General features: G+C 53.1%; 12 protein-coding genes. 4 read left to right on the top strand and 8 right to left on the bottom strand.

Going from position 1 to position 17,291, the window contains the following annotated elements; all coding sequences use genetic code 11:
* Nucleotides 1–629, bottom strand: a 629-nt coding sequence (locus tag O6944_04075) for a quinoprotein dehydrogenase-associated SoxYZ-like carrier (GenBank protein MCZ6718319.1), incomplete at its 3' end; no start/stop codon positions are given.
* Nucleotides 630–1,522: 893 nt separating this feature from the next.
* Between O6944_04075 and O6944_04070 the strand changes: the two genes are divergently transcribed.
* The 4 genes from O6944_04070 to O6944_04055 all read left to right on the top strand — a co-directional run bounded on the left by O6944_04070 (nt 1,523) and on the right by O6944_04055 (nt 6,119).
* Complete coding sequence (locus O6944_04070) at nt 1,523–3,382, top strand: PQQ-dependent dehydrogenase, methanol/ethanol family (GenBank protein MCZ6718318.1); 1,860 nt, start codon at nt 1,523–1,525, stop codon at nt 3,380–3,382.
* Between the two features lie 505 nt (nt 3,383–3,887).
* Nucleotides 3,888–4,292 (top strand): plastocyanin/azurin family copper-binding protein, encoded by a 405-nt coding sequence (locus O6944_04065; GenBank protein ID MCZ6718317.1) that lies wholly within the window; start codon nt 3,888–3,890, stop codon nt 4,290–4,292.
* Nucleotides 4,293–4,513: 221 nt separating this feature from the next.
* Entirely contained in the window at nt 4,514–5,380 is an 867-nt protein-coding gene (locus O6944_04060; GenBank protein ID MCZ6718316.1) for a quinoprotein dehydrogenase-associated putative ABC transporter substrate-binding protein, read from the top strand.
* Nucleotides 5,381–5,408: 28 nt separating this feature from the next.
* Nucleotides 5,409–6,119, top strand: coding sequence for a hypothetical protein (locus O6944_04055; protein MCZ6718315.1), 711 nt, complete (start codon nt 5,409–5,411; stop codon nt 6,117–6,119).
* A gap of 76 nt (nt 6,120–6,195) precedes the next feature.
* On the opposite strand, the gene fdhF is transcribed toward O6944_04055, so the two are convergent.
* The 7 genes from fdhF to O6944_04020 all read right to left on the bottom strand — a co-directional run bounded on the left by fdhF (nt 6,196) and on the right by O6944_04020 (nt 17,061).
* The gene (gene fdhF, locus O6944_04050; protein MCZ6718314.1) at nt 6,196–8,994 is read right to left on the bottom strand and encodes a formate dehydrogenase subunit alpha; all 2,799 of its coding nucleotides are present in this window, start codon (nt 8,992–8,994) and stop codon (nt 6,196–6,198) included.
* Nucleotides 8,978–10,663 (bottom strand): NAD(P)H-dependent oxidoreductase subunit E, encoded by a 1,686-nt coding sequence (locus tag O6944_04045; GenBank protein MCZ6718313.1) that lies wholly within the window; start codon nt 10,661–10,663, stop codon nt 8,978–8,980. The genes fdhF and O6944_04045 overlap by 17 nt, the downstream gene beginning before the upstream one ends.
* Nucleotides 10,664–10,697: 34 nt before the next feature.
* A complete protein-coding gene (locus O6944_04040) occupies nt 10,698–11,513 on the bottom strand; it encodes a formylmethanofuran dehydrogenase subunit C (GenBank protein MCZ6718312.1) in 816 nt (271 codons plus the stop codon).
* Nucleotides 11,510–12,406, bottom strand: a complete 897-nt coding sequence (fhcD, locus tag O6944_04035) for a formylmethanofuran--tetrahydromethanopterin N-formyltransferase (GenBank protein ID MCZ6718311.1) — start codon at nt 12,404–12,406, stop codon at nt 11,510–11,512. The genes O6944_04040 and fhcD overlap by 4 nt, the downstream gene beginning before the upstream one ends.
* 2 nt (nt 12,407–12,408) lie before the next feature.
* Nucleotides 12,409–14,073 (bottom strand): formylmethanofuran dehydrogenase subunit A, encoded by a 1,665-nt coding sequence (locus O6944_04030; protein ID MCZ6718310.1) that lies wholly within the window; start codon nt 14,071–14,073, stop codon nt 12,409–12,411.
* A gap of 19 nt (nt 14,074–14,092) precedes the next feature.
* Nucleotides 14,093–15,379 carry a formylmethanofuran dehydrogenase subunit B gene (locus O6944_04025; protein MCZ6718309.1) on the bottom strand — a complete coding sequence of 429 codons (1,287 nt, stop codon included), beginning with the start codon at nt 15,377–15,379 and terminating at the stop codon, nt 14,093–14,095.
* A 305-nt stretch (nt 15,380–15,684) separates the two neighbouring features.
* Nucleotides 15,685–17,061, bottom strand: a complete 1,377-nt coding sequence (locus tag O6944_04020; protein MCZ6718308.1) for an FAD-dependent oxidoreductase — start codon at nt 17,059–17,061, stop codon at nt 15,685–15,687.
* Nucleotides 17,062–17,291: the final 230 nt, after the last annotated feature.

Genomic DNA, 17,291 nt, shown 5'->3' with positions numbered 1-17,291 from the left:
ATCCGCCTCACCTGGTCCATCGCAAGGCCCGTGATATTCGGGTGACTGATCATCAGCTGTGTGAGGCTCGGCTCGCCCTGTTGGATTTCGCCCAGGATTCTAATTTTGATCTTCCCGAGTCGCGCCATGGACTCGGCAAGGTCTTTCCCGAGTGGGGCCGAGCAGCCGCCCACGGCCCTGACAAAGCGCTCATCCATGTATAGCTCGCCGGTGTTCGTCTCGGCGATAGCTCGAACATAGCTTCGGTCATCAATGCGGATCCGCATTGCCAGATCGGCACGCCCGCTCGCCGGTGTAAAGGCAAAAATCCCGACTAACGGCAGGGGATTCTTATCGATAAAGACATAGATCTTCTGAATGAACGCGTCGTCGGTCTGTGGGATCTTGGTGTGGATCGAAATGGGAACGAGGGCCGGATCTTCAGCCTTCGGTGGCGCGGTGAGTTCGATAATGGTCTGTGCGGCCCCTTCGGAAATCGCCCGATCCGCAAAGTACACGGGCTTCAAACTGGTGTCCCAGATCTGCCGGGACTCTTCTTCCGGCGTGGCTGCCACGGGCGGGGCGATCGCAAACAGTACCAACCATAAGCCAGCGCGTCTGAAATATTCGCGGGTTAACTTGGGAAACATCCACTTAATCTCTTCGTTCGCACCTCGGTGTTTATATCACGAAAGTTGGCCTGGTTGTAGTTGCAAGGGGGCCGTGCCGATGGATGAGCGGGGCTGCGTTTCGGGCGCTGGCGGGGCAAGTGCCAGCCATCCAGATAACGGGGCCGGTTTGGCCCCGTCCTTGGCAAGCCTTGCTGGGGAAGGCCATGGGTTGGCCTAGGTATTGAAAGGTCGGTAGGCCCTCTGCCCGTTATCGTCCGGCCTGGCGGGTGGCTCGGCGTAAGGGGTGAGGGTCCCTGCCGATCCGCTCACAAAGCCAAAGGGGGGTCGATGAATCGCTGGATTGGGCGTTAGGAGAAAGATGGGGAACCGAGGGTGCCAGTCCTGCGGCCCTGGGTCATGGTGGGCAGTCGATCCAATTGTCTCGTGAGGAGAATACAGAAATAGCGCTTTCATTGAATGGGCTACAAGGTGAAGTTTACGTTGCTTATCATTTGCCGGCGTCTTCGCCCGAGCGCTCTCATAGCGGCCCCTTGCCGGCAGGTTTTTACCCGATTGCATGGAATACAAATACATATTGATGAATGGTTGAATTGGATTATAATCAGCCCTATAAGAATTAACCCCAACCCATAATCTGGGGCAGGATAAATAATAACGATGCCAAGAATGGACGTGAAGCGTCTTCGATCACCTGCTCAGCCTCGTGTTGCTGCCGCCATGGCTGAGTGTTCAAACAAGCCTGTGTACTGCCGTTTGCAGTCGCATCCCCGAGTTGTAGTGAAAACGATAGGGTCCGCGAATTATCATTCCCCTGATGCCTTCTGATCTTGAGGTATTGGGGGTTTTTCTTCGCTAGAGATCAACATGATCAACCATAACATTTTAAGGAGGAGGTCATGAGTAAATCATCAATGAGACGGTGGCTTGTGGCGGTCGTTGCCCTCGCCATTCCCGCCTCGGTATTGGCCAATGAGGGGGTACTGAAGCTGACTCAGGACCCTAACTATTGGGCCTATCCGGGCGGGAACTATTGGAACTGGCGTTACACTGAGTTGAAGCAGATCAACAACAAGAACGCCGGTAAACTTCAGGCAGCATGGACGTTCTCCACGGGCGTACTGCGTGGTCATGAAGGGGGTCCGCTGGTATTACCCGGTAGCGCTACGGGTCTGGATCACGACACGCTGTACATCCATGCTGCGTTTCCTAACAACACGTTCGCCATTAACCTTGATAACCTCGAGATCGTATGGGAGTACAAACCGATACAGGACTGGGATGAAGTCGTGCCTGTGATGTGCTGCGACACGGTCAACCGTGGTCTCAGTTACGCTGAAGGCAAGATCTTCCTGCAGCAGGCCGACACCACCCTCGTGGCAATCAATGCCGCAACGGGTGAGAAGGTTTGGTCGATTAAGAATGGCGGTGATATCTCCGCAGCGATGGGTGGTCCCTACGGTCCCAAGCAGGGGCAGACCAACACCCACGCCCCGCACCCCATCAAGGACAAGATCTTCACTGGTTGCTCCGGTGCTGAGTTTGGTGTGCGCTGCTGGATGGCGGCTTATAACATCTCGGACGGCAGCCTGGCATGGCGGGCCTTCAGCATGGGGCCGGATGCGGACATGCTCTTTGACTCAAACACTAAGTCAATGCTGAAGCCAGTTGGCAAGAACTCCAGCACCAAAACCTGGAAAGGCGATCAGTGGAAGCAAGGCGGCGGTAGCATTTGGGGCTGGTGGCCTTGGGACAAGGCCGAGAACCTCATCTACTACGGCACCGGCAATCCAGGGACCTGGAATCCGGTCGTGCGTCCGGGTGACAACAAGTGGAGCATGACTATTATGGCTCGCGACGTGGACACCGGGATTGCCCGATGGGTCTATCAGATGACGCCCCATGATGAGTGGGACTATGACGGCGTCAACGAGATGATCCTGGTCGACATGAAGGTCAAGGGCAAGAACCGCAAGGCCCTGGTACATTTCGACCGGAATGGCTTTGGGTACACGCTGGACCGTATCACCGGTGAGCTGCTGGTAGCCGAGAAGTATGATCCGGCTACCAACTGGGCAACCCATGTGGACATGAAGACGGGACGTCCACAGGTGGTGTCTCGTTACAGCACGGACGCTCAGGGTGAAGATGTCAACACCACCAACATCTGCCCGGCGGCGTTAGGCGTGAAGGATCAGCAGCCGGCGGCCTACTCACCGCGCACGGGCCTGTTCTATGTACCCACCAATCACGTGTGCATGGACTATGAGCCTGTGAGTTACGCGGCGGGTGCCAATCAGTATGTTGCCGGTCAGCCGTTTGTAAATGCGATCCTCAATATGTTCCCGGCCGGTAAGGTGACGGGTGATGGCACCAACAATCTGGGTAATATGATTGCCTGGGATGCTGATAAGGGCAAGATTGTTTGGTCCATTCCGGAGCAGTTCTCCGTCTGGAGCGGCGTGCTGGCGACTGCGGGTGATGTGGTGTTCTATGGCACTCTGGAAGGCTACCTCAAGGCCATTGACGCCAACACCGGCAAATTGTTGTGGAAGTTCAAGACCCCGTCCGGGATCATTGCCAACACCAATTCCTGGAGCCACAAGGGCAAGCAGTACGTTGGTGTGCTGTCTGGGCTCGGTGGTTGGGCCGGCATCGGCTTTGCGGCTGGTCTTGAGAAGGACACGGATGGGCTCGGTGCCGTGGGCGCCTATAAGGGCCTGAAGCATTACACCCGCCTGGGTGGCGTGCTGACCGCCTTCAGCCTGCCGTAAGCGAAGGACAACTACTCTAATAAGGACACTGTGGTGATATCCCCGGTACCTTCGGGTACCGGGGATTTTTTTGTTCAGACATGACAGACGAGTTTAAGGTCACAGGCGGTTGATGGGCTGTGCTAAGGCGTGGGCCAAGGGATCTACCGCACCATCCATTATGATGCAGTGCAATATATTGGCTTAAAAGTTCTTAGATCCCGTCAGGTCAGATAGGCGAGCGCGTCTTGACGCGAATATTCGATGTCGTTGGTCGCCGGACAGGGTCACTCTGGCAGGGAGACCCCACGGTGACGATGGGGCCGTGCCTGGCGGATCGGGACACTGGCGCGTCAACCAGCCGGCTTGCCTTTGGGCGGCGTTGTTGACAGAATCAGGGGCGTTGTTGATTGGAGCGTGGGCTAGCAGCAGCTCATAATAGCTTGCAAAACGCTCGTCAGGCCTCAAGGTTGGAGCGATAAGAATTGGAGTAATAGAGACGCAAGTGAAATATGCATTGATTGTTATGGCATCTGTTTTGATGCTTGGGTTTAATAATGCATTCGCGGAAGACGTCACCATATCAGCGCAGGCCACCAAGTTTGCACCATTGGTGGTCTTTATTCAGCCCGGTGATAGGGTGTCCTGGACGAATATGAGCGGTCATGATTCCCAGTCGCTGGAAGGGGTAATCCCAGACGGCGCGGAACATTGGCACCTCGCGATGGGCGAGAATGGCAGCGTCACCTTGAATGTAGAAGGGGTTTATCTCTACAAGTGCACCCCCCATTGGGGTTTTGGTATGGGCGGTGCCATAATCGTCGGCGAGCCGACGAATATCGAGCAAGTAAAGGCCAACGCGCAGGGCCAGGCCAAGCGCCTTGCAATCAAGGCAAACCAGGCCATCAGCCAAAGAGCCGAGGCTAAGTAGCGACGCCACAGACGGTTATGCATTCGTCCCGTCGGGGGTGGTTGCCAAAAAAGCGACTCACATCGGGAAGCGAGCTGCAACATCCCGTAGGGTGCCAACGCGAATGGCGGCCGGGACCGGTCGCTTGGCTCTTTCCTTGACACTCAGTATAGGGGCGTTCCTTAAGTCTCACTGTATGCGGCTCATGGAGGCGTTATTCCTACTTGGAGGTATTGTGCAGAATGGCAAAGTTTACGTGTTGTTGGAATTCCCGGCTGCCAGTAGCGGCGCTTGCACTGGCTGGGTTCGCTGCCCTGGTTGGGGGAGCCATGTCAAGCGTGGCAGCCGAGCGTACAGCATTCAAAGTCTGTGCAGACCCATTTAATCTCCCTTTTTCCAATGAGGAACAGCAGGGCTTTGAGAATAAGATTGCCGAACTCTTTGCTGAGCAATTGAATCTGCCGGTTGAGTACACTTTTTTTCCACAGCGGATCGGTTTTATTCGCAATACGCTTCGATCAGAAATCAGGCCGGGTGAATACAAGTGCGATGTAGTGATAGGTGTGCCCGACGGCTTCGAATTGGCGGCAACCACCAAGCCTTACTATTCATCTGCCTGGGCTATGGTCTATGTCAAGGGCCGGGGCTTAGATGATGTCAAGACCCCCGAAGACTTGGCCAATCTACCGCCCGAACGGAAGAAGCAGCTGAAAGTGGGGCTTTTTGACCGCGGTCCGGCCCAGCTGTGGGTATTCAAAAACGGCTTAATGGAACAGATGGTCCCCTACAGAATGATGTCTGGCGACGCAAGGGAATATCCCGGTCAGATCATCGAACGGGACCTCGTCGATGGCAAGATCGACGTGACGATTATTTGGGGTCCGATTGCCGGCTACTTTGCCAAGCAGATCGATTCCGCTGAGATCATCGTTATCCCGATGGCATCTGATCCCGATGATCCAGAAATGCGGTTCAACTACAATATTGCCATGGCCGTGCGTCATAGCGACCGAGAATGGAAGAAACAATTGAATCAATTGATCGATCAGAACAGGGACGAGATAAGAGAAATACTCGTGGACTACGGCGTACCGTTGATTGAGGAGTAGGGGTGTTGACGCTGTGCAACGTATACGGATGATGAATACGGCTAAGGTTTTATCGTTGATTGGTGTGCTTGCGCTGACCTCGACAGCGGTGACCGCGGAGGAGGTCGGTGGCGCTGGCGCGGCGGCCTTTTCTCCGGCAGAGACCTTACTCTGGCGTACAGACCATCTCGCCAATATCAATAAACCGAGTGAGTTACGCTATCAGTTCACAAAGCGTGGATTACTCGAAGAGAGTATTGACGACAGGGTGTACCTTGCTGTTGTCAATGTCCACGAGGACGGGATGAAAGACACTGAGATAGATTTTTTCAGTGGCGAAAGGAAACAGTTCATGCCGCCTCAGAAAAATGTGCGTGGCAATCCCGTGCTTGGGTTCTATTTACAAGGTGACGTGTACGAGATGGATCGGTTGACCGAAGGGAACTGGCGGTACTTCCATCGGCGGCTCAAGTATGCATTCGCCGACGGCGCTGAGGTGACGCCGATTACGTTTGATTATAATGGCAGTGAAGTGGATGGCCATCAGATCCGGTTTGCGCCCTATGTTAATGATCCGAAGCGACCCCTGTTTGAGGAATACGCGGACAAGCAATACACCATCATTTTGTCGGAGCAGATCCCGGGCTCGCTATACCAGATTCGCACCGTGGTCCCGGGCAAAACGGAGGACGGCCTTGAGATGGGTGAGCCGCTCATCGAGGAGACCCTAACCTTCGTCGGGGCTGTCGACACCGAGTAATCCTTCTTCTTTTTGTAATTTCCCCCAGCACCTTATTATTCCCACCGACCTAGCTGCCGCTTGTCCAGGTTAACTATTAGGCGATTTGCTGCTTTGCCCCTTGGGGTACTTGCGTATTTGAGTCAGCCGGTGTCACCCGCACGGCGCAGAATTTAAACTCTGGAATCTTAGCAACGGGGTCCAGCGCTGCGTTTGTCAACAGGTTTGCGGCGGCCTCCCAGAAGTGGAACGCCATAAACACGCTGCCGCGTTGCATAGCAGTATCAGCACGTGCCCGTGCTTCTATGCGACCTCTTCTTGATTCAAGCACAATCCGATCTCCCGGATGTGCATCGATGGCCTTAAGGTCGTCGGGGTGAATATTAAAAACCGGTTCCGGCTCAATCGCATCCAGCACCGCGGCATGACGGGTCATCGTGCCTGTATGCCAATGTTCCAGTTGGCGGCCAGTCGTGAAGACAAACGGATAATCATCGTCAGGGAGTTCATCTGCGTATGAAAGCTCAGCGGGCACGAATCGCCCTTTGCCGGAGGGCGTGGGAAAGCCGTCATCGAAAAGGATCGGGTCTCCCGGATCGCCTTCCTTCTCGCAGGGATAGGTGACGGAGTCTTCCTGCTCCAGCCTCTCCCAGGTGATGCCGCCAATACTTGGTGTCGCAGCACGCATCTCGTCAAATACCTCGCTCGGTCCTGAATAGTGCCAATCCAGTCCGATACGCGTGGCAATCTCCTGGATGATCCAGAGGTCCTGACGGGCATCCCCCGGCGGATCCAGAACCTTACGCCCCAGCTGTACCCGCCGATCTGTGTTGGTAATGGTGCCGGTTTTCTCAGGAAAGGCTGAAGCAGGCAAGATAACGTCAGCGAAACTACAGGTCTCGGTAAAGAAAATGTCTTGTACTACCAGGTGCTGAAGCTTCGCCGCTGCCTCGCGGGCATGGGTCAGGTTGGGATCCGACATGGCTGGATTTTCACCCATGATGTACATTCCGTGTAGCTCGCCGGCGTGAATCGCGTCGATGATCTCTACCACTGTGAGGCCCACATCAGGATCCAGTTGTGTGTCCCAAAATTTCTCAAACTTTCCTTGAATCGCTGGATCATCAACCGCCTGATAGTCCGGATAAAACATGGGAATGAGGCCAACGTCCGATGCGCCTTGCACATTGTTCTGACCACGGAGCGGGTGTAGGCCCGTACCGGGGCGACCTATTTGTCCTGTCATGAGCGCAAGTGAAATCAGGCAGCGGGCATTGTCCGTGCCATGGATGTGCTGGGAAATTCCCATTCCCCAGAAGATCATGGAGCCTTTTGATTTTGCATAGCGGCGTGCGACCTCTTTGATCGTCTCGGCTGGGATCCCAGAGAGGGGGGCGACCTTTTCGGCGGTATAAGCCTCTACACAGCGCTTCAGATCTTCATAGCCCTCCGTGTACTTGGCGATGTAGGCATCGTTTTGTAGTCCTTCATAGATGATCGTATGCATCATGGCATTAAGAAGCGCAACATCGGTGTCGGGGCGCATTTGCAGGTAATAATCAGCATGGCGTGCAAGTTCATACCGGTATGGGTCCATGACAATGAGTGTCTTGCCCGCCTGGGCGGCGTTCTTGATGAAGGTTGCCGCGACCGGGTGATTCACCGTTGGGCGAGCCCCGATCACCACGATGACCTCAGCTTCTGCGACATCGGCCACCTGGTTGGATACGGCGCCGGATCCAATGGTCTCCAACATCGCGGCCACAGATGAGGCATGACACAACCGGGTGCAATGATCCACATTGTTGGTCCCAAATCCGGTCCGCACCAGCTTTTGAAACAGGTAGGCTTCTTCGTTACTGCCCTTGGCCGATCCGAAGCCAGCAAGGGCTTGGGGGCCTTTTTCATCCTTGATCCGACGTAATCCCACTGCTGCGAAATCTAATGCCTCATCCCAGCTGACCTCCCTGAAGTATTTGTCGATATCCCTTGGGTCAATCAGCGCTGGTGTTTTTGGAATCCCATCGCGTCGCATCAATGGCTTGGTCAGGCGATCCGGATGGTGCACATAATCAAAACCGTAGCGTCCTTTGACACATAAACGGCTTTGATTAGAAGGCCCGTCGCGACCGTCAATGTAAAGAATATGATTATCTTTCACATTGAACGTTAGCAGGCATCCCACTCCGCAGTACGGGCAGACTGATTCGATCTTGGTATCCGGTTCGACGAGCCCCACCTCGTTAGCGGGCATCAGAGCACCTGTGGGACAGGCCTGTACGCATTCGCCGCACGTTACACAAGTGCTCTCGCCCATGGGATCATCGAGATCAAAAACGATCTTCGAATGCGGCCCTCGAAAGGCGTAACCAATGACATCGTTAACCTGTTCTTCGCGGCATGCGCGCACACAACGAGTGCACTGGATGCAAGCATCGAGATTGACTGCAATGCCTGGATTCGAGAGGTCATCGTGCGGTTGTTCGCGTTGTGGAAAGCGAGGCCTACCCACCCCCAATTGCTTTATCCAGTGATCCAGTTCAGAGTTTGGGGTATACGGCGAGATGCCCTGATCCGGCATGTCAGATAGCAAGAGTTCCAAGACCATTCTTTGGGAATGCAAGGCACGCTCGTTGTCGCTATTGACCTCCATCCCCTTCGTGGCTTTGCGAACACAGGCGGGTGCTAAGATACGTTCACCCTTGATCTCAACCATGCACGCTCGGCAGTTACCATCCGGTCGATAACCTTCCTGGTAACAAAGATACGGAATATCAATACCTACGCGCTGAGCCACTTGTAGGATGGTTTCGTGAGACAGGGCTTCGATCTCACGACCATTCAGCGTGAATCTCAATCGTTCCTCGGACGATACGTCTTCAGGAATTGCCGCCATGTGAACGAAACTCCTCGGGAAAGTATTTTATCGCACAGCGCAATGGATTGGGCGCAGCCTGTCCGAGCCCGCATATGGATGCATCTTCCATGGCAACGGCTAACTCTTCGAGCAATGAGGTATCCCAGTCATCGTTTTCCATCAGTTTGACAGCCTTGGCAGTGCCGACGCGACAAGGGGTGCACTGGCCGCAGGATTCGTCTTCAAAAAATCGCATGGCGTTCAGCGCCATTTCCCGCGCGCTGTCGTGATTCGACAAGACAATGATCGCGGCAGAGCCGATAAAGGCGCCGTAAGGCGCCAAGGTATCAAAGTCGAGTGGCACATCGCCAAGGGACGCCGGCAGGATGCCGCCTGAGGCACCACCAGGGAAATAGCCATAGAATTCATGGTCGGGTAACATCCCGCCGCAGTACTCACCGATCAATTCACGCATCGTGATTCCGGCCGGCGCCAAATGTACGCCGGGTTTTTGTATGCGGCCGCTAACGGAGAATGAGCGTAAACCTTTACGGCCATTGCGACCTTGGGCCGTAAACCATTTTGGTCCCTTTTCAAGAATATCGCGTACCCAGTATTGCGTTTCCATATTATGTTCGAGGGTAGGGCGTCCAAATAGCCCAACTTGCGCAACATACGGTGGTCTAAGCCGTGGCATACCGCGTTTACCTTCGATGGATTCGATCATCGCCGATTCTTCACCGCAGATATATGCGCCGGCGCCCCGTCTGAGGTGAATCGGCGGAATCGAACAGGGCGGATCCCGCCGAAGGGCGGCTAACTCTTGGCTGAGTGTTACTTGGCACCCAGCATATTCGTCACGCAGGTAAATATAGATTTCCTGGCATTCCGTTGCCCAACCTGATATCAACATGCCTTCCAAGAAACGGTGCGGGTCGTGCTCAAGATAAAAACGATCCTTAAAAGTCCCCGGTTCGCCTTCATCGATGTTCACAGCCATCAAACAGGGTTTTGGCTGGTCGCGCAAGATTCGCCATTTCTGTCCCGCCGGGAAACCCGCGCCACCCAGTCCGCGCAGATTTGCGTCTTCCATTGTTGTAATGACTTGATCCACATCTCGCTCCCCGTTGATACAGGCAGCCAGCGTCTTATAACCACCTTCGTTGCGGTACTGGTCATAGTTGATATAGGGTGGCGGTATCGGTTCTGTATTGTTTGCATCTACCGCCGACTTGACTGTTTTCAGCGTTGCTTGTTCGATTGGGTTTTTACCGATCACCGCGACAGGCGCTCCATGGCACCGTCCGACACAGGGCACGGGCTGCACGCGGATGTGCTTACCGAATAGTTCATTTAAGTCCCGTATTAGCGTATTTGCACCAAACATCTCGCAGGTAATGGAGTTACAAACCCGCACGGTAAGCATTGGCGGGATCGGTTCACCCTCTTTGATGACGTCAAAGTGGTGATAGAACGTTGCAACCTCGTACACCTCCGTCGTAGAGAGCTTCAACTCATCTGCTAGGGCGACTAGATGCGCTGCGGTGATATGATGATAGTGATCCTGGATGAGGTGCAGAAATTCAATAAGGAGCTCGCGTCGCCTTGGTGCGTCTGCCAGTAACGCGCACACCTCGGCAAGCGCGCGAGGATCAACAGCCCGCCCGCGAGCCTGGCCTCGCTGCTTGTTCCGTCGCTTTTTTGCCATTATAGAATCTGCATTAAATAGATTACCTATGTTATTATTCCAAAATAAGTATCTCGCCTTTCCCACACCAGGAGAGATCGCCAGCGAAACGATGCACCTCGGGGCCGAATTCTTTGAACACTTTATATTGTCGTCCTCGTCTGGCCAGTTGTCGAAATAAGAGTCGTAAGAATTCCATCTTCAGCTGCCCGCAACTGGTAAATGTTGCTACAAGACGTTTAGGGCGTTGTGCGAGTACGATGGTGCCACGCTTCATGCCATAGCCGGTAAACTGGCCCACTCTACCCAATACAAGAATTGTTCCGGCAAGTAATCGAGCGCCGCAGTAATCACCTACGTCGCCCCGAATCACAATGATTCCACGGCGCATTCGATCCCCAACGCGATCACCGGCGTTGCCAGCAATACATATGGTGCCGTTCGACATACCGTATTGGTCACCCGGTCGAGCTGCGCCAAGGAAATTACCACTATTTCCGTTTATTTCGATTTCTCCACCCGTCATTCCACTGCCTGTCCAGTTACCTGCGTTTCCGTATACGACGATTCTGCCTCCAGTCATTTTCTGACCCAGGAAATCGCCCGCTGTCCCCTTGATCTTGATGTTGCCGCGGCTCATTGTGCGCCCGATGTAATTCACCTGCTCTCTGCTCTTAAGAAAGCAAATATTCTCTCTATCAATCCCTGACACCTTGAAAAGGCGGTCAACAGCAACCGATCGATTACCGCAATGGAGTTTCATCGCCTTGATCTTGGAAATGGCCTTACCAGTTAATTGATCGGGTATAAGAGGCGACATGTCCACATTATGAACAGGCCGCGTCAGCAGCGTGAACGTAAGCGCGTTCATGCTAAAATGTCTCTTAGGTGGAAGTGATATGGGCCAAGTTTGCCGCCGTAGTTTCCGGCACTGATCCGATAAATTCCGTTTTTTCGCCCGAGTGAGCAAGCGGCGAGAACCCCGGCTCGCGTCGCCGCGCGGATCGCCTCTTCATCGAGCCCATCAATGACAATCTCCAGAACAGAACCAATGTCCTCCGTAAGTTGGCTATTCACTTGACCCTTGATAGTCGGACAGAAAGCCTCGTTGGTCGAAGCCGTTAAGAACTTGTACTTCGAACCCATTTTCGACCCGGCACCAACGATTCCGCCTGGGAAGGCAGTAACCGCTTTAGGCACCTTGCGAATTGCCTTGACTGATTTCTCACAGGCGGCCAGGGCGTGGCGGGCCGTCTTTGCAAGCACCATAAAGTTGCCACCACCAATGGCCGGGACCACCCCGGTCATCTCTTCACATATAAACTCGCCATGCATCACCGGTATTCGCCAATAGCGTCTACCATTTACTGTTTTGGCTATCTGATGTCCATCTCCAAAGAAACGTAGGCTCTTGCCTAATGGCACCGTCACCTCGCTGTCAATGCCAGCAAAGCAGGCAGTTGTGGCAGTTGTCATGACAGATTGCCCCACGCGCCGTTGAACTTGTTCTCTTAGTTGCTTGACCGACATGGCAAAGATCAAAACCGAAAGTCCAGGTCGGCCATCCGGTGTCTCAGTTGGCTTTAACTCACGCTCGATGTCTGCTTCGCAGCCGCAGGCTATGACAGACGAAGCAAATCCGATGATGGAATTCGCCGCACGATATGCCCAATGCAAATCGATGGCAGTGATAATGATGCCTGTTGCCTGCATTGGAAAAGCTTCGGCAAAGGCATCATCGATCATTACACCGTTAATCTTCATCCTTACCCACCCGTGTGGCACGGTTGGATGGAAAGGTGACCACCCCCAATCTCAAGAATCTCCTCAGGATCTAATTTAAAGTTCTCGAACGCGACTGTATGATAGCGATCAAAATATTGCTTAAGTGGACGTTCGATGCCCTTGTCGTAGTCGGGTTTAACACAATGTGTTGCACCTTGCGGGACCATTACAATTTTACCCTTGTGTACAACTAGCTCACCGTCTTTAAATACGTACTCCGGTTTAGCAAACATTTTTTCCTTGTTTGCGTCTTCCTTATAGACTGTGATGTCTGCGGCAGCGCCAGGAGCGAGATGCCCGCGATCCTTCAGCCCTAGACTATGAGCTGGCCCGGCGCGGGTCATGATAGCGATCTCATAAAGGGAATACTCACGGTCGATACTACCGAGATGGCTTATTGCAGCGGCATCCTTATGAATATGTGAAAGCATATCGTGACGAAAACTCCGATCCATGAGTAGACGAATCAGGTGCGGATACGTTGTGAAAGGTGCGCCGTTTGGATGATCAGTAGTTAGAAATACCCGCCATGGGTCACCGACAAGCAGAAAGATTTCAAGTCCAATTGCCCATTGTAATGCATTAACAAAATTTCGTTCGCGATAGTGAAACGGCACCACCCCACATCCCGCTTCGCATTCAATATCCATACATACCCATTTCTTTGGACTGGCTAAGGGATAATTTCTATATTGGGACATGGTATCGCCAGACGCTGTCACCGTTTGGCCAAACATGACCTGGCCTACATCGATAGAAACGCTACTACTACGATTAACTGCTTCGGCAATGCGTGGTGCCGCGGATGAGAATTTGCGATCACCTTCAGTATCATAACTGTGAAACTGTATGTGCGTGAGATGGATAGGTAAACCTTCCATACCGTTAATTGTGTTTAGGGTCGTATTCACATTTCCTGGGACGCCAAGATTGCAGCCGTGCACATGTAACGGATGGGGCACCCCAAGCTCATATGTTGCTCGTGCCAATCGCTGCAACACTTGGCGTGGCGTAGTGCGGTAATAGGGATGTGGTTCATCCAAGTCTAAGTTTCGTTGGTTAAACTTAAAGGCACTAATTCCGCCTGGATTAACGACTTTTATAGCCATAGATTGCGTTACATCGATAATCCAGGCGACGTAGTCATTGATAGACTGCTGCTCCTTATTTTCTGCTAGCAATCTGAGCAGGAAATCGTCATTTCCAAGTAGTGCGTATGCACCCTTGTCGACAATTGGTGTGTCGCCCATTTCCAAATGCGCTTGACGTGCGTTGATAGGTAACATTGCAGGCTCAAAACAAGCGGTATAACCCAACAGGGCGTAACGGTATCCGGTCGTCAATGTTGAAGGCGCAGCATGTCCACACCCCGCACGGGTGAGTTTTGTGCGTGATACTGGATCAGCTTCGTGGTCTTCCGGCATCATCATACGTGCGATATTGATTTTGCCACCACCTATATGTGTATGGATGTCAATAGCGCCCGCCATCACAATACGATCCCGTATGTCATAAGTCTTATCGATGCGAGTGTCTTCCAGCGGCGTGCCGATAATCTTTCCATCGAAAATAAAGATATCACGGACCTCGCCGTTTATATTATTGGCGGGGTCGTAGACTTTTCCACCGTTTAGACGAATTAGCATTCTGCGGCTGCGTGCACTGTTATAAAAGTTCGTGAATTGCAGTAATTACGGAGGCGACGCTAGGCAACGGAGACTGTCTAAGCGTGCGCATCGGCAATGCGACAACATTATCGCATCGAAACAACTGCCCGTTATGATCCACACCAGGTGTGCCTACTGGGATAAATACATCAGGTTCTTCACTAAACTTGAACTGGGGCACGCCAAGCACAATAGTCGGCGTTTCCGATCCCACTGGGGGAGGCTGTGTGCTAAGGGATGAAATCCAGACTAATGTGTCAATAGTGCCATGTTCCAGCAAGGATTTCGTTGAATAGCGCCATGCATCGTATTTAGGATAGCCTCGTGAGAAGCCGGTACGAAGCGGATAGCCGGTTTGCCACGTGCAGACATTGGTTGCTGTTATGCCTCCGTCATTCCCGCCCAGAGAGAAGCCAGAGAAGCGGGTCGTCTTGTTGAGATCTTTTACGAGCTCATAGAACACTTGTATCGCAAGATCAGTGTGCGGAAAATCAAGTGCAGCTGGCGCCCATACCAAGACGCCATAACGGGCTTTCTGCATCCGCTCGATAAGGGTCTGTAGTACCGAGATCGATACTCCGGCGACACTGCGAACCTGGATGGCACCGCCTCTAAGTAGCGTACGGAGTACTGATACGATTTCCAGTAATCGACGCTGATCGCACTCAATGTGGAGCGGCTTGCGGCCTTTAGGACTCCGTCCTGGTGCTGTGTTTAAACGACGTCCTATGTAAATAATGTCACGTTGTTCTGGCTTAAGATCGAACAGGCCATGCGAGTTCCACACGATCCGTTCGAAAAAGCGTGGGAAATCGCTAACGACATCAGTGCCTGCAAAGATAATAAGATCAGCGCGATTTCTGATCTCAGTGAGCGTTGTGCTCATCCAGCCGCCGTCTTGCAGGGCCAGCACATGAGGTGTTTCGGCATCACCGTGCATGTGGTCCAAGATGGCGCCTGTGCGTTCAGCTAGAGGCAAGACAGCACGCATACCAGCTACATCCGTGCCTAGGCCACTGAAGAGGGGCTGCTTTGCGGCACGAAGCATCCTCGCGGTGCAGTCGACGGCTTCTTTTAGGGAGGCCTCTCTACCCTGGATGCGAGGGGACGTTTTGATTACCGAACGCTCGAAACCTGCGATCGCTTTGGTGCAGCCATTTCTTTCTACATGCAACTGCCCGCCACTATTTTTTATGATGAGATCGTCGCAGAGTAGACTGCAAAACGGGCAGGATACGTTAGTAAACGTTGATGTTGATAGGCGGTGAGAATTTGGCGCTTGCATAGTTTTTCTTTTCTCTTCTGCGATCCCGACGGCTTAGGTCCGATGTCCTGCATAGTGTAACCCCTAGATACGATAATGGCGTAATGCATGCTAGAAATTGATACGACTCAGCCGTTTTAGAGCACATGCTGTTGGTGTCTTGAGCTAAGCTGTTCTGTCAACGCTGACACAGGGCGCAGCGCCAGGATTATCAGGGACCAAGCGATTGGCAGTAGGAACCGGTGGCGCACAGAGCCGTGGAGCTGCCCCGGGGTGCCGTGGGCATTGGCTTAGAAATCGGCAGCGGGCATTCGGCTGGGTGATTCCTAGTTGAGGACCTCCAGCATGTCTTTCACAGTTGTAAACTTTTCGCGAGGTTTGCCCTTGGGCTTACCTCGCTCAACTTCCACCGCATCGATTTCACGCCAGTTTGCAAAACTGATTACCCGAATACCCCGTTCGGTTAGCAGGGGGTAGAGCCCATCGGCGCCAGGTTTTGTATCGTCAGAAAGTTTGCCAAGGTCCTCCAGCAGCGCCTTTACCGTTGCAACACTGTCTGCGCGATTCGTCCCGATTATCCCGGTGGGACCCCGTTTAATCCAACCGGTGGCATAAAGGGCCGGTATCACGGACTGATTGCTGTCAAGGAGCCGCCCATCTCGATTTGGAAAAACGCCGCGTCGCTCATTGAAAGGGGCCCCGGGAATTGGGATACCGTGGTAGCCAATACTGCGGAAAAGTAAGCCACATGCCAGCTCTTCGCGCTCACCTGTTCCCTGGGCGGCCTGTTGGAATGGTTCACCTGTGAGCTGGTTCTTCTCGAGTACGACACGCTCTAGGCGCCCGTTTCCTGCCAGTTCGACAGGACTTTTCAGGAAGTGAAAATAGCATCTACGGTGCTTTGTCGGCGCTGCTTGGTCTGAATATTCCTGAAAGATCTTGATGTTCTTTGCGTTTATTCGATTAGTCTTATCGGCGAGTTCAGTCAGGCTTTCAGGATTCAGTTCCAGGTCGCTTGGCCTAACGATCGCGTCGCAACTGGCCATATCGCCAAGCTCCCGGAGTTCCGCGGGCGTGAACTTGGCCTGGGCGGGTCCACGGCGGCCGATAATGTGGATCTCGCGGATTTTGCTGTTGGCAAGCGCCGTGAGCGCGTGCTCAGTGATGTCGGTGTGCTTTAATTCGTCGACAGTCTTAGCAAGCAGCCGACATACGTCGGTCGCCACGTTGCCTTGGCCTATGATGACAGCTACTTCGTTAGACAGATCAAAGACACGGTCGTGATAATCAGGATGCCCGTTGTACCACCCTACGAACTCAGTTGCGGTGTGACTGCCCGGCAAGTCTTCACCCGGTATACCGAGCGTGCGGTCTGTCTCTGCACCGCACGCGAAAATGATCGCATGGTGGGTATCTTTAAGCTCTTCAACACTTACATCACGGCCAACCAAGACGTTCCCCAAAAAGTTAAACTCGGGAGCTTCGGCAATCTTTTCATACACCAAGATTACTTGCTTAAGTTTCGGATGATCTGGAGCAACGCCGTTTCGCACAAGCCCATACGGGGCAGGGAGCCGCTCAAGCATATCAATCAGAACATTGTGCTCAGATTTGAGAAGCGACTCGGTAGCGTAAAAGCCGCTCGGCCCACTGCCTACGACGGCTACCTTCAAGGGGTTTTGCTCTGTCCCGAGCTTGCTCATATGACTAGATTCCTCCTACAGTTGTTTTCTAATAACGAATTAATTTACATGGTCTCGCTTGGTGAATGTCGAGTGAGCTAGTCGTATCGCTCCCTTGACTTAGCTTGTACTACGAAGCCAAATATCGAACCCTGAAAGTGAGTAACGTGTACGACTAAAGATAATAACGCAATCCGAATCCCTTGTTCGAGAGGCGCCTTGATGAGAGCAAAGAGCGGTTGACCACAATG

The organism is Gammaproteobacteria bacterium, from assembly GCA_027296625.1.
In the GTDB taxonomy this organism is placed as follows: domain Bacteria; phylum Pseudomonadota; class Gammaproteobacteria; order JAKEHO01; family JAKEHO01; genus JAKEHO01.
This window is presented reverse-complemented; position numbering and strand designations above follow the sequence as displayed.